Annotated in this window: 9 protein-coding genes; all 9 read left to right on the forward strand. The window is 68.9% G+C overall.

From position 1 onward, the window contains the following. Nucleotides 1-11: 11 nt before the first annotated feature. The 9 genes from D9V37_RS01105 (at nucleotide 12) to D9V37_RS01145 (ending at nucleotide 14512) form a co-directional block, all read left to right on the forward strand. Nucleotides 12-1190: an MCE family protein gene (locus D9V37_RS01105; protein WP_121804280.1), complete on the forward strand. Its 1179-nt coding sequence runs from the start codon at nucleotides 12-14 to the stop codon at nucleotides 1188-1190. Next, on the forward strand, nucleotides 1187-2722 hold the full coding sequence (locus tag D9V37_RS01110) for an MCE family protein (protein ID WP_158604337.1): 1536 nt from the start codon (nucleotides 1187-1189) through the stop codon (nucleotides 2720-2722). Before D9V37_RS01105 ends, D9V37_RS01110 begins: the two co-directional genes overlap by 4 nt. Further along, nucleotides 2719-4014, forward strand: a complete 1296-nt coding sequence (locus tag D9V37_RS01115) for an MCE family protein (RefSeq protein ID WP_121804282.1) — start codon at nucleotides 2719-2721, stop codon at nucleotides 4012-4014. The genes D9V37_RS01110 and D9V37_RS01115 overlap by 4 nt, the downstream gene beginning before the upstream one ends. 18 nt (nucleotides 4015-4032) lie before the next feature. Further along, nucleotides 4033-4656, forward strand: a complete 624-nt coding sequence (locus D9V37_RS01120; protein ID WP_158604338.1) for a hypothetical protein — start codon at nucleotides 4033-4035, stop codon at nucleotides 4654-4656. Beyond that, complete coding sequence (locus D9V37_RS20125) at nucleotides 4653-5573, forward strand: J domain-containing protein (RefSeq protein ID WP_158604339.1); 921 nt, start codon at nucleotides 4653-4655, stop codon at nucleotides 5571-5573. Before D9V37_RS01120 ends, D9V37_RS20125 begins: the two co-directional genes overlap by 4 nt. A 247-nt stretch (nucleotides 5574-5820) precedes the next feature. Beyond that, nucleotides 5821-9369 (forward strand): DNA-directed RNA polymerase subunit beta, encoded by a 3549-nt coding sequence (gene rpoB / locus D9V37_RS01130; protein ID WP_121804284.1) that lies wholly within the window; start codon nucleotides 5821-5823, stop codon nucleotides 9367-9369. 124 nt (nucleotides 9370-9493) lie between these two features. Further along, complete coding sequence (locus tag D9V37_RS01135) at nucleotides 9494-13372, forward strand: DNA-directed RNA polymerase subunit beta' (RefSeq protein WP_121804285.1); 3879 nt, start codon at nucleotides 9494-9496, stop codon at nucleotides 13370-13372. 185 nt (nucleotides 13373-13557) lie between these two features. After that, nucleotides 13558-13836 (forward strand): hypothetical protein, encoded by a 279-nt coding sequence (locus tag D9V37_RS01140; RefSeq protein WP_121804286.1) that lies wholly within the window; start codon nucleotides 13558-13560, stop codon nucleotides 13834-13836. 4 nt (nucleotides 13837-13840) lie between these two features. Beyond that, nucleotides 13841-14512, forward strand: coding sequence for a DUF429 domain-containing protein (locus tag D9V37_RS01145; protein WP_158604340.1), 672 nt, complete (start codon nucleotides 13841-13843; stop codon nucleotides 14510-14512). Nucleotides 14513-14575: the final 63 nt, after the last annotated feature.

Genomic DNA, 14575 nt, shown 5'->3' on the forward strand with positions numbered 1-14575 from the left:
GGCGATGTGACATGACGACCTCGACGCTCTCCAAGGCCCTCGGCGCCCTCATCGTGGCCGCCCTGGTGGTGGCCGGCTTCCTGCTGTTCATGCCGGGCGGCACGAAGATGCACCTCACCGCCGAGTTCCCGCGCACCGTCTCGCTCTACTCCGGCTCCGACGTGCGCATCCTCGGCGTGCGGGTCGGGTCGGTGGACTCGGTGACCCCGGCGGGCACGAAGGTCGTGGTCAAGATGACCTACGACGCCAAGTACAAGGTCCCGAAGAACGCCAAGGCGGTCCTGGTCTCGCCCTCGATCGTCGGCGACCGCTTCATCCAGCTCACGCCGGCCTACACCAAGGGCGCCGTGATGGCCGACCACACGGTGCTCAGCCAGAAACGCACGGCGACGCCGCTGGAGCTCGACCAGATCTACGGCAGCCTGAACGACCTCTCCGTGGCCCTGGGACCCGACGGTGCCAACTCCTCCGACGGCGGCACCAGCGAGGGCGCGCTGACGCGCATCTTGGACTCGACCTCGCGCAACTTCGACGGCCAGGGCGTCCAGGCCCACCAGACCATCGAGAACCTGAGCCGGCTGACCAAGACGCTGGACGACAACAAGGAGAACCTGTTCGGCACGGCCAAGCAGCTCGAGACGTTCGTCAACGCGCTGGCCACCAACGACGACACCGTGCGGCGGTTCAACGACTCGCTGACCCAGGGCGCCGACCTGTTGGCGGGCGAGCGGCAGGACCTCGCGGCCGCGCTGAAGAACCTCGGCACCGCGCTGGTCGACGTACGCCAGTTCGTCGAGACCAACCGCGACGCGCTCACGACGAACATCAAGGGGCTCAACCAGGTCACCCAGATCCTGGTCAAGCGCCGCGACCAGCTGGCCGAGGTGCTCAAGGTGGCGCCGACGGCGCTAAACAACCTCGGCCTGGCCTACAACCCCAAGACCGGCACGCTGGACCAGCGCACCAACCTCAGCGAGAACATCACCAACGGCCTCAACCAGCCGGGCACCGTGCTGTGCGGCTTCCTCGCCCCCGCGGGTCAGGTGCTGAGCACGAGCCAGTGCACCCAGTTCCTCAACGGCATCGGCCTGAAGCGGGCTGGTGCACTCACCCGGTCCTCGACGCCGGACAACCGCTACCAGTACGTCGACCCGACGCTGGCCGGCTTGGTGGAGGTGAAGCACCGGTGAGGCGCTCGATCGCCGCGGTGGCGTTGCTGGTCAGCGGCCTGCTCGTCTCCGGCTGCGGCTCCCTCTACGACGCCCAGCTCCCCGGCGGGGCCAAGGTGGGCAAGAACCCGATCACCGTGCACGTAATGTTCCGCGACGTGCTCGACCTGGTGCCGCAGTCCACCGTGAAGGTCGACGACGTCACCGTCGGGAAGGTCACCGGCATCAAGCTCAAGGGCTACGTGGCCGACGTGACCCTCCAGCTGCCGCGCAACGTCGACCTCCCCGACAACGCCACGGCCCAGATCCGCCAGACCAGCCTGTTGGGCGAGAAGTTCGTCTCGCTGGCCAAGCCGGGCACCGGGGCCTCCGGCAAGCTCTCCAACGGCGACGTCATCCCGCTCTCACGGACCGGGCGCAACCCGGAGGTCGAGGAGGTGCTGGGCGCCCTCTCGCTGATCCTCAACGGCGGCGGCGTGGCCCAGCTGAAGACGATCGCCGCCGAGCTGAACAACGCCGCCGGCGGGCGGGAGTCCGACATCCGCTCGGTGCTCGACCAGCTCCACGAGTTCGTCGGTCAGGTCAACGACAACAAGGAGCAGGTCGTCGCCGCGATCGAGGCGCTCAACCGGCTCTCGGGCTCGCTGCGCAAGCAGGACGGCGCCATCAAGAGCGCGCTGGACGACCTGCCCGCCGCGGTGCGCTCGCTCAACGGGCAGCGGGCCGACCTGGTCAAGACGCTGCAGGCGCTGAGCCGGCTCAGTGCCGTCGGCACGAAGGTCATCGAGGCCTCCAAGACCTCCACGGTCAACACGCTGCGCGATCTCGGCCCGGTGCTGGACAAGCTGGCCGACGCCGGCCAGGCGCTGCCGGACTCGCTGCAGGTGGCGCTGACCTACCCGTTCGTCGACGACGTCGTGGGCAAGGACCCGCAGGTGGCGCGCAACCTGCACATGGGCGACTACGTCAACCTCGCGATCAATCTCAACATCAACCTCACCAGCCTGCCCGCCATCCCTCAGGCGCCGCTCAACCTGCCCACGAACGTTCCCCTCACGGTGCCCTCGCAGGTGGCGAACGCCTGCAAGCAGGTCAAGCAGCAGGTGCAGCAGCTCGTCGTCGGTCAGCTGCAGGCGCTCAACGTGCTGGGCCAGTTCACGCAGACCCAGCTGGCCACCCTGGTCACCGCGGTGCTGGCCAGCATCGACTGCGACCACCCGGGCAACCTGACCACGAAGGTGCCGGCCCTGGTCAACTCGATCCTGGCTCAGCACCTCATCGCCTCGCTGCCCCAGCTGCCGGCCACGGTCCTGAGCTCCCTGCCCACGGTGCCGCTGCCCACGGCCGCGCTCTCCAGCGTCCTCGGCGGTCTCACCGCGCCGCTGACCTCCGGACTCGGCCTTGGCCGGGTGGGGACGGGCCTGGACGGCGCCGTGACGACGAAGAAGGACGGCAGTCTCGACGTCCTCAACGGCCCGACGGGCACGGTGGCCAGCCTGGGCTACAACTCCACGCTCGGCTCGCTGCTGCTGCAGGGGGTGGAGTCGAAGTGATCACCGCGAGGACGAAGCGACAGCTGCTGGTGTTCGTGCTCATCACCCTGATCGGGGTGGCGTTCGTGGGCGCCCGATACGCCAAGCTGAACCGGCTCTTCTACGACACCAGCTACCCGGTGACGGCCAAGTTCGTCGACTCCGGCGGGGTGTTCGCCGGCGCCGAGGTGACCTACCGCGGAGTGCGGGTCGGCCAGGTCAAGGCGCTGGACCTGACGCGCAACGGGGTCGACGTCGTCATGGACATCGACCGGTCGCAGAAGCAGATCCCGGCCAAGACGCTCGCGGTGGTGGGCAACAAGTCCGCCGTCGGCGAGCAGTACGTCGAGCTGCAGCCCCAGACCGACTCGGGGCCCTACCTGCACGCGGGCTCGACGATCGCCCACGCCGACACCCGGATCCCGATCAGCACCACGACGCTGCTGACCAACATCGACCAGCTGGTCAACTCGGTGCCGCAGGACGACCTGCGCACCGTCATCGGCCAGCTCGGCACCACGTTCGAGGGCACCGGGCGCGACCTGCAGCAGATCATCGACACCAGCAACGCGTTCATCCGAGCCGCCGACCAGAACTTCCAGACCACCTCGGCGCTGATCGACGACTCCAACGTCGTGCTGCAGACCCAGGTCGACAAGACCTCCGACATCAAGAGCTTCGCCAAGAACCTGGCGCTGTTCAGCGGCACCCTGGCCGGGTCGGACGCCGACCTGCGCAAGGTCATCGACAACGGGGCGGCCACCACCGAGCAGCTGCGCACCTTCTTGGAGGAGAACCAGGTCGACCTGGGCCAGCTGATCAACAACCTGGTCACCACCGGTCAGATCGTGGTGAAGAAGCTGCCGGGCATCGAGCAGATCCTGGTGATCTACCCCTACATCGTCGAAGGCGCCTACAGCGTGCTGGCCAAGGCCGACAACGGCGCCTACAACGCCGACTTCGGGCTGGTGCTGACCCAGACCCCGCCGGTCTGCCACAGCGGCTACGAGACCACCCAGCGCTCGCCGGTCACCACCGAGGGCCTCTCCGACCAGCCGATGGACGAGAGCGTCAGCTGCAAGGAGCCGGCCAGCCAGAGCGATGCCCGTGGTGCGCAGAACGCTCCCGACAACCGCGCCGCGACGGCGTACCGGGCGCCTACGGTCGCCACGTACGATCGCGGCACCGGCAAGGTCACCTGGACCGACCAGAGCACGGCGCCGGACCAGGTCACCTACACCGGCGGCGCCCAGCGCACCTTCGGGAAGGACTCCTGGAAGTGGCTGCTGCTGCAACCGGTGGCCGACCAGTAGGCGACCGGTAGGAGAGGCGTGAGCGACACCGACACCGGGATCGAGTCCGACCCCGGCGCCCCCGATGCGTTCGCGCGCCCCCGGCGCGGGCCCTCCGCGATGGTGCGCGCGATCATCGCGGCCGTGCTGGTCGCGCTGCTGGCCGCCGCGGCCGTCTTCGCGGTCACCGGGTGGCGCACCCACCGCCAGGACGAGACCACCGCGCGCGACCGCACGGCCGCGGTGAACGCCGCCGAGCAGTTCACGCTGCGGCTCGACGCGGTCGACTACAAGGACCTCGACGGCTACAGCAAGCGGCTGAGGGCGCTGCTGACGCCGAAGATGCGCAGCGACTTCAGCGACAGCTTCAAGACCTTCACGCAGGCCTACCAGGCGATCCAGATCTCCAGCAAGGGCAGCGTGCGGGCCGCCGGTGTCCAAGACATCGACGCCGACTCGGCCACCGTCCTGGTCATCCACGACGTCACCGTGACCACGAAGAGCTGTGTGCAGCCGCCCTACAAGCGGATGAGTGTCGACCTGCGCAAGATCGGCGGGAAGTGGCTGGTGGACGACTTCAAGGAGGACGTCTCGGGCTGCCAGGGCGGCACCACCTCGGGCTCCTCCTCCGGGTCTTCCTCCGACTCCGGGAGCGGGCAGTGACGAGCCAGCGCGCCGGCGCCACCTGGTACGACCTCCTCGGGGTCGACCGTGACGCCACGCCCGACCAGATCAAGGCCGCCTGGCGCGATGCCACCGACCGCTTTGAGCCCGGCTCGGGGACCAGCCAGTTCCGGCTGTTCAACGAGGCCGCCGACGTGCTGCTGGACCCGGCGCAGCGCGCGGCCTACGACGCCGGGCTGGAGCGGGAGCCGGTCGCGGCCCCGGTGGACGTGCGCGACCCGGAGTCCACGACCGCCCTGGCACCGTCCCCCCAGCCGACCCTGGCGCCGACCCCGGAGCCGGCCGAGCCGGGGGAGCAGGAGTCCGAGGAGGCGGAGCGAACCGACGCGGCCGAGGAGTCCGAGGAGGCCGAGGAGGCCGAGGAGGCCGGGCGCACCGAGGCCACGACCGGGCGACGGCTGGCCGCGGTGCCGCTGTGGGTGCTGGCGCTCCTGACCGTGGTGGTCGTCGCGGTGGTGGCGATCGGCGCCGTGCTGGCGGTGCGCAACCACGACGCAGGGCAGTCCGACGACGCCGGGCAGGAGGCGAGCGCCGCCGCCGAGCGGGCGCTCCCGGCCGTCTTGTCCTACGACTACCGGCGGCTCAAGGCCGACAACAAGCGGGCCGACGCCTACCTGACGCCCACGTACCGCAAGGAGTACGACGCGACCTTCGCCAAGCTGATCGAGGCCGACGGCACGACGGGCCCGGCGGTGCAGACCAAGGCCGTGGTGAAGGCGACCGTGCAAAACGTCGGCGTGGTGAGCGCCGAGGCCGACCGGGTGCGGGTCATCGCCTTCGTCAACCAGACCACCACCAAGGGCGACGCCTCGCCGACGCTGGCGCTGAACCGGCTGACGATCTCGATGAAGCGCTCGGGCGACTCCTGGCTGGTCGACGGCATCACCAGCTACTAGCGCCGTCGGGCCCAGGGGGTGGCCGCGCCGCCCGCGTGCTTGACCAGCCCGGGTCGACGCCGCACACTGCTGGACAGCATCAGCCGGTGCCGTCGTCACGACGGTGTCGAGGCTGTTGAAGGGCTCTGTGCGCGTGTGCTATCTTGCACTTTTGCGCCCTCCTTCAAATGCTTCCTGCCTGTCCGGCGGCTGGAATGTGGTGGGTGTGGCGCCTCTCTCACCGACGTGAGCCTCGGAAGGATTCCTCTTGGCCGCCTCGCGCACCCGCACGTCCGCTCCTCGCAACAAGCAGCCCGACACCGCACCACCTCGCCTCTCCTTCGCCAAGATCGCCGAGCCCCTCGCGGTCCCGCAGCTCCTCTCGCTCCAGACCGACAGCTTCGACTGGCTGGTCGGCAACGAGCGCTGGCAGGAGCGGGTCGCCGAGCGCCAGGCGGCCGGCGAGGACGTCTCCACCAAGACCGGCCTGCAGGAGATCTTCGAGGAGATCTCGCCGATCGAGGACTTCTCGGAGACCATGTCGCTCTCCTTCGAGAACCCGGTCTTCTACGACCCCAAGTACACCGAGGAGGAGTGCAAGGAGAAGGACTTCACCTACTCCGCACCCCTCTACGTCTCCGCCGAGTTCACCAACGGCGAGACCGGTGAGATCAAGGGCCAGACCGTGTTCATGGGCGACTTCCCGCTCATGACCCGCAAGGGCACCTTCATCATCAACGGCACCGAGCGCGTCGTCGTCTCCCAGCTGGTGCGCTCGCCCGGCGTCTACTTCGAGAAGACCGCCGACAAGACCTCCGACAAGGACGTCTTCACCGCCCGGGTCATCCCCTCGCGCGGTGCGTGGCTGGAGTTCGAGATCGACAAGCGCGACATGGTCGGTGTCCGGCTCGACCGCAAGCGCAAGCAGAACGTCACGGTGCTGCTCAAGGCGCTGCAGGCGGTCGCGGAGTCCGAGGACTACACCGGCGCGCCGTACGACTACGACGCCGTCATGGCCGAGCTGCGCCAGTTCGAGTCGATCCAGCTCACCGAGGAGAAGGACAACACCTCCACCCCGGACGAGGCGCTGCTCGACATCTACCGCAAGCTCCGCCCGGGCGAGCCGCCCACGCGCGAGGCCGCGCTGACGCTGCTGAAGAACTACTACTTCAACCCCAAGCGCTACGACCTGGCCAAGGTCGGTCGCTACAAGGTGAACAAGAAGCTCGGCCGGCACGAGGCGTTCGACCAGCAGACGCTGACGATCGACGACGTCGTGGACACCATCCGCTACGTCGTGCAGCTCCACGCGGCGGCGTCCTCGCACTTCGTCGACCCCAGCGGCACGCAGGTCACCGACGCCCACGACGAGGCCATCGAGCTGCGCTCGGACGACATCGACCACTTCGGCAACCGCCGGATGCGCACCGTCGGCGAGCTGATCCAGAACCAGCTGCGTACCGGCCTGGCCCGCATGGAGCGGGTGGTCCGCGAGCGGATGACGACCCAGGACGTCGAGGCGATCACGCCGCAGTCGCTGATCAACATCCGCCCCGTGGTGGCGGCGCTGAAGGAGTTCTTCGGCACCTCGCAGCTGAGCCAGTTCATGGACCAGACGAACCCGATCGCCGGGCTGACGCACAAGCGCCGGCTCAACGCGCTCGGCCCCGGCGGCATCTCGCGCGACCGCGCGCAGATGGACGTCCGCGACGTGCACCACTCGCACTACGGCCGGATGTGCCCGATCGAGACCCCGGAGGGCCCGAACATCGGCCTGATCGGTTCACTGGCCTCCTACGGGCGGATCAACCCGTTCGGGTTCGTCGAGACGCCGTACCGCGTGGTCGTGAACGGGCAGGTCACCGACGAGATCCACCACCTCACCGCCGACGAGGAGGAGACCAAGGTCATCGCGCAGGCCAACGCCGTGCTCGACGACGCCGGTCGCTTCGTCGACGAGCGGGTGCTGGTCCGCACCCGCGGCGGCGAGGCCACCGACATCCCGCGCGACGAGGTCGACTACATCGACGTCTCCCCGCGCCAGATGGTCTCCGTGGCCACCGCGCTGATCCCGTTCCTCGAGCACGACGACGCGAACCGTGCGCTCATGGGCGCCAACATGCAGCGTCAGGCGGTGCCGCTTATCCGCAGCGACTCCCCGCTGGTGGGCACCGGCATGGAGTTCCGTGCCGCGGTCGACGCCGGCGACGTGGTCACCGCGGACCTGGCCGGCGTCGTGAGCTCGGTCTCGGCCGACGTGATCGAGATCGCCGGCGACGACGGCACGCACAAGACCCACCGGCTGCAGAAGTTCACGCGGTCCAACCAGGGCACGTGCATCAACCAGCGGCCGCTGGTCGAGGCCGGGCAGCGCGTCGAGGTCGGTACGCCGATCGCCGACGGCCCGTGCACCGACGCCGGCGAGATGGCGCTCGGCACCAACCTGCTGGTCGCCTTCATGCCCTGGCAGGGTCACAACTACGAGGACGCGATCATCCTCTCCCAGCGGCTGGTGCAGGAGGACGTCCTCACCTCGATCCACATCGAGGAGCACGAGGTCGACGCCCGCGACACCAAGCTGGGCCCGGAGGAGATCACCCGCGACATCCCCAACGTCTCCGAGGAGATGCTGGCCGACCTCGACGAGCGCGGCATCATCCGCATCGGCGCCGAGGTCACCACGGGCGACGTCCTGGTCGGCAAGGTCACGCCCAAGGGCGAGACCGAGCTGACCCCGGAGGAGCGGCTGCTGCGCGCGATCTTCGGCGAGAAGGCCCGCGAGGTCCGCGACACCTCGATGAAGGTGCCGCACGGCGAGTCCGGCACCGTCATCGGCGTCCGGGTCTTCGACCGCGAGGACGCCGACGAGCTGCCCCCGGGCGTGAACCAGCTGGTGCGCGTCTACGTGGCCCAGAAGCGGAAGATCTCGGTCGGCGACAAGCTGGCCGGCCGCCACGGCAACAAGGGCGTCATCGCCAAGATCCTGCCGATCGAGGACATGCCGTTCATGGACGACGGCACCCCGGTCGACGTGATCCTCAACCCGCTGGGCGTGCCCCGCCGGATGAACATCGGCCAGATCCTGGAGATCCACCTGGGCTGGCTGGCCAAGAACGGCTGGGTCGTCGAGGGTGACGATGCCGACTGGAAGCAGCGGCTGATCGACATTCACGCCGACGAGGCCGCTCCGGACACGAAGGTCGCCACGCCGGTCTTCGACGGTGCCCGCGAGGACGAGATCGTCGGTCTCCTCGGCTCGGCGCTGCCGAACCGCGACGGCAACCGGATGGTCGGCGAGAACGGCAAGGCCAGCCTGTTCGACGGGCGCTCGGGCGAGCCGTTCCCGGACCCGGTGTCGGTGGGCTACATGTACATCCTCAAGCTCCACCACCTCGTGGACGACAAGATCCACGCGCGCTCGACCGGCCCGTACTCGATGATCACGCAGCAGCCCCTGGGCGGTAAGGCCCAGTTCGGCGGCCAGCGGTTCGGCGAGATGGAGGTCTGGGCGATGGAGGCGTACGGCGCGGCCTACGCCCTGCAGGAGCTGCTGACCATTAAGTCCGACGACGTGCCGGGCCGGGTCAAGGTGTACGAGGCCATCGTCAAGGGCGAGAACATCCCCGACTCCGGCATCCCGGAGTCGTTCAAGGTGCTCGTCAAGGAGATGCAGTCGCTCTGCCTCAACGTCGAGGTGCTCAGCCAAGACGGGTCGCAGATCGAGCTCAAGGACGCGGAGGAGGACGTCTTCCGCGCCGCCGAGGAGCTCGGCATCGACCTCTCCCGCCGCGAGCCCAGCAGCGTCGAAGAAGTCTGAGGTGCGGCGCCTCACGCGGGTTGAGGAGGTCGCGCAGCGACCGTCTCGAAACCACCGTGAGGCGCCCGCCCCGGTCCCTACAACTTTCCCTGAGTTTCGAACCACCTGAAGGGTTGGGAGCCACGTGCTCGACGTCAATTTCTTCGACCAGCTGAAGATCGGCCTGGCCACTGCCGAGGACATCCGCCAGTGGAGCCACGGCGAGGTCAAGAAGCCGGAGACGATCAACTACCGCACGCTCAAGCCCGAGCGTGACGGCCTGTTCTGCGAGAAGATCTTCGGTCCCACGCGGGACTGGGAGTGCTACTGCGGCAAGTACAAGCGGGTCCGATTCAAGGGCATCATCTGCGAGCGCTGCGGCGTCGAGGTGACCCGTTCCAAGGTCCGCCGCGAGCGGATGGGCCACATCGAGCTGGCAGCTCCGGTCACCCACATCTGGTACTTCAAGGGTGTCCCCAGCCGGCTCGGCTACCTGCTCGACCTCGCCCCGAAGGACCTGGAGAAGGTCATCTACTTCGCGGCGTACATGATCACCCACGTCGACGACGAGGCGCGTCACCGCGACCTGTCCGACCTCGAGGGCAAGATCGGTCTGCAGCGCAAGAGCCTGGAGAACCGCCGCGACACCCAGCTCGAGGAGCGCACCAAGAAGCTCGAGAGCGACCTGGAGGCCCTGGAGGCCGAGGGTGCCAAGGCCGACGCGCGCCGCAAGGTCCGCGATGGCGCCGAGCGCGAGATGAAGCAGGTTCGCGACCGGTCCCAGCGCGAGCTGGACCGGCTCGAGGAGGTCTGGAACACCTTCAAGTCGCTCAAGGTCCAGGACCTGATGGGCGACGAGCAGCTCTACCGCGAGATGAAGAGCTGGTTCGGCAAGTACTTCGAGGGCTACATGGGCGCCACGGCGATCCAGAAGCGCCTCGAGACCTTCGACATCCAGGCCGAGGTCGACAACCTGCGCGACACCATCGAGAACGGCAAGGGCCAGAAGAAGGTCCGCGCGCTCAAGCGGCTCAAGGTGGTCGACGCCTTCCACCGCACGGGCAACTCCCCGATGGGCATGGTGCTCGACGCCGTCCCGGTCATCCCGCCGGACCTGCGCCCGATGGTGCAGCTCGACGGTGGCCGGTTCGCGACGTCGGACCTCAACGACCTGTACCGCCGGGTCATCAACCGCAACAACCGCCTCAAGCGGCTGCTGGACCTCGGCGCGCCCGAGATCATCGTCAACAACGAGAAGCGGATGCTGCAGGAGGCCGTCGACTCGCTGTTCGACAACGGCCGTCGTGGCCGTCCGGTCACCGGCCCGGGCAACCGGCCGCTGAAGTCGCTGTCCGACATGCTCAAGGGCAAGCAGGGCCGGTTCCGCCAGAACCTGCTCGGCAAGCGCGTCGACTACTCCGGTCGTTCGGTCATCGTCTCGGGCCCGCAGCTCAAGCTGCACCAGTGCGGTCTGCCGAAGTACATGGCGATCGAGCTGTTCAAGCCGTTCGTGATGAAGCGGCTGGTCGACCTCTCCCACGCGCAGAACATCAAGTCCGCCAAGCGGATGGTCGAGCGCGCGGTGCGTCCGGAGGTCTGGGACGTGCTGGAGGAGGTCATCGCCGAGCACCCGGTGCTGCTCAACCGCGCACCGACGCTGCACCGCCTCGGCATCCAGGCCTTCGAGCCGCAGCTGATCGAGGGCAAGGCCATCCAGATCCACCCGCTCGTGTGCTCGGCGTTCAACGCCGACTTCGACGGTGACCAGATGGCGGTGCACCTGCCGCTGTCGGCCGAGGCCCAGGCCGAGGCGCGGATCCTGATGCTCTCGACCAACAACATCCTCAAGCCGTCCGACGGGCGTCCGGTCACCATGCCGACGCAGGACATGATCATCGGCATCTTCTTCCTCACCACCGACCGCGCCGGTCGGGGCGAGGGCCGGACGTTCTCGTCCACCGCCGAGGCGATCATGGCGCTCGACCACGGCGAGATCGACCTGCAGAGCACCGTCTCGATCAAGCTCACTGACGTCGTGCCGCCCCGCGGCTACGAGGCGCCGGAGGGCTGGACGCAGGGCGACCCGCTGGTGCTCGAGACCACGCTGGGCCGGGCGCTGTTCAACGAGGCGCTGCCGGCCGACTACGCCTACGTCAACTACGAGGTGGGCAAGAAGCAGCTGGGCGAGATCGTCAACAACCTCGCCGAGCGCTACAGCAAGGTCGTCGTGGCCAACTCCCTCGATGCGCTGAAGGAGGCGGGCTTCCGCTGGGCCACCCAGTCCGGCGTCACCGTCTCCATCGAGGACGTCGTCACCCCCGACTCCAAGCCGGAGATCCTGGCCAAGTTCGAGGGCGACGCCGCCAAGGTCCAGAAGCAGTACGACAACGGTCTGATCACCGACGACGAGCGTCGTCAGGAGCTGATCGAGATCTGGACTCAGGCCTCCAACGAGGTCGCCGCCGCCATGGAGAAGAACTTCGACCGGGCCAACCCGATCTTCATGATGGTCGACTCCGGCGCCAGCGGAAACATGATGCAGATGCGTCAGGTGGCCGCGATGCGTGGGCTGGTGGCGAACCCCAAGGGCGACATCATCCCGCGTCCGATCAAGGCCAACTTCCGCGAGGGCCTGTCCGTGCTGGAGTACTTCATCTCCACCCACGGCGCCCGCAAGGGTCTGGCCGACACGGCGCTGCGTACCGCCGACTCCGGGTACCTGACCCGGCGGCTGGTCGACGTCTCCCAGGACGTCATCATCCGCGAGGACGACTGCGGCACCGAGCGCGGCCTGCCCAAGCGGATCGGCGTCAAGACCGACGACGGCCGGGTCGTCAAGGACGAGAACGCCGAGACCGCGGCCTACGCCCGGTCCGCCGCGGTCGAGGTCACGCACCCCGAGACCGGCGCGGTGCTCGTCGAGGCCGGCGGTGACCTGGGCGACCTCAAGATCGCCGAGCTCATCGAGGCCGGCGTCGAGGAGGTCAAGGTCCGCTCCGTGCTGACCTGCGACGCCCGCACCGGTACCTGCGCGAAGTGCTACGGCCGTTCGCTGGCCACCGGCAAGCTGGTGGACATCGGCGAGGCGGTGGGCATCATCGCCGCGCAGTCGATCGGCGAGCCCGGCACGCAGCTGACGATGCGTACCTTCCACACCGGTGGTGTGGCCTCGGCCGACGACATCACGCAGGGTCTGCCCCGTGTGGTCGAGCTGTTCGAGGCGCGGCAGCCCAAGGGCCGTGCCCCGATCACCGAGGACGCCGGTCGCATCGAGATCGAGGAGACCGACAAGGCCCGCAAGGTCCTGGTCACCCCCGACGACGGCGGCGAGGTCAAGGAGTACCCGGTCTCGAAGCGGTCGCGGCTGCTGGTCGCCGACGGCGACCACGTCGACGTCGGCCAGGCCCTGACCCAGGGCTCGCCCGACCCGCAGGACGTGCTCCGGATCCTCGGCGTGCGCAAGGCGCAGGAGTTCCTGGTCGACGAGGTGCAGCAGGTGTACCGCAGCCAGGGCGTGTCGATCCACGACAAGCACATCGAGATCATCGTGCGGCAGATGCTGCGCCGGATCACGGTGATCGAGTCCGGCGACACCCGCCTGCTCCCCTCCGACCTGGTGGACCGCGTCCGCTACGAGGAGGAGAACCGTCGGGTCGTCTCCGAGGGCGCCAAGCCGGCCTCGGGTCGTCCGGTGCTGATGGGCATCACCAAGGCGTCGCTGGCCACCGAGTCGTGGCTCTCGGCGGCGTCGTTCCAGGAGACCACGCGGGTGCTGACCGACGCGGCGATCAACGCCAAGTCCGACAGCCTGCGCGGTCTGAAGGAGAACGTCATCATCGGCAAGCTGATCCCGGCCGGTACCGGCCTGGACCGCTACCGCAACATCCGGGTCGAGCCCACCGAGGAGGCGCGGGCGGCGGCGTACCAGGTCGCCGACTACAGCTCCTACGGCGACTACGACTTCGGTGGCACCAACCAGACGGTGGCGCTGGACGACTTCGACTTCGGGTCGTACCAGAACTGAGCGAAGCGACGTTCTGGGTCTAGCAACCCGGGTTGAGCAGTCGAGGGCCCGGCCGCGCTTGCGCGGCCGGGCCCTCGGCGCGTCGAAACCGGCGACGCGTTCGGCACGACGCCGGCACGACGCCGGCGATGCGTCGACACGACCGTCCGTTGACAACCGTTCACTCAGCAGGTTGCCTCACAGCCATGAGCGACGAGGACGCGCACGAGTCCGAGCAGGAGCCCGAGCCCGAGTCCGACGGCGACTCCGGCTCGCCCGAGGCCGTCGGCACGATGCCGGAGGTATCGGAGGGGGAGCAGGAGCAGATCGAGTCCGAGCGGGAGGAGCGGCTCGACCCCGACAACCGTCCCGACGAGGTCGAGGTCGACAACACCGAGCGTGACTTCGACTCCGAGGCCGGGATGTTCACCGACAACGAGGACTACGAGGAGTCGGAGAAGAAGTTCGACGACAGCGAGTTCTGACCCGGTGCCGCCGCCCGTGCTGGGGGTCGACGCCTGCCGCGCGGGCTGGATCGGGGCGCTGCTCCACGACGGCCGCGTGCGAGTCCTGGTCGCGGCCGACATCGCGGCCCTGGTGGCCGCGGCCGGCATCGACGTCGTGGGCGTCGACATCCCGATCGGGCTGCCCGACGCCGGTCGGCGCACCTCGGACGCGCTGGCCCGCAGCCGGCTGCGCGGGCGCGGCTCGACGGTGTTCCCGACCCTGGCGCGGGCCGCGTTCGAGGCGCCGACGTACGCCGAAGCGCGAGCGGCGAGTCTGGCCGCCACCGGGCTGAGCGCGAGCGCGCAGTCCTACGCCCTGCGCGCGAAGGTGCTCGACGTCGACGGCTTCGTGCGGTCTCGACCGGGGGTGACGGTGCTCGAGGTGCACCCCGAGCTGTCCTTCACCACGATGAGCGGGCTGCGGCTGCCGCCGAAGAAGAGTGCGGCCGGCGCCCGCGCCCGCCGGGCCGCGCTGCGAGCCGCGGACGTGGCGCCGCCTGCGTACCGGCGCGGCGGGGGATACGGCGTCGACGACCTGCTCGACGCCTGCGCGGTGGCCTGGACGGCCCGGCGCCACGCGACCGGCCGCGCCGAGTCGCTGCCGGCCGAGCCCGAGGTGTTCAGCGACGGCATCCCGGCCGCCATCTGGGTCTGAGTCGCGAACCGGGCGCAACGGGCGCCGACCTACCGAAACTCGGCGCGGCAGCGCCCTTATGAC

Source organism: Nocardioides mangrovicus, assembly GCF_003674065.1.
Lineage (GTDB): Bacteria > Actinomycetota > Actinomycetes > Propionibacteriales > Nocardioidaceae > Marmoricola > Marmoricola mangrovicus.

Coding starts and splice junctions, on each gene's coding strand:
- D9V37_RS01140 (WP_121804286.1), top strand. CDS start 13,558: ATGAGCGACGAGGACGCGCACGAGTCCGAGCAGGAGCCCGAGCCCGAG.
- D9V37_RS01105 (WP_121804280.1), top strand. CDS start 12: ATGACGACCTCGACGCTCTCCAAGGCCCTCGGCGCCCTCATCGTGGCC.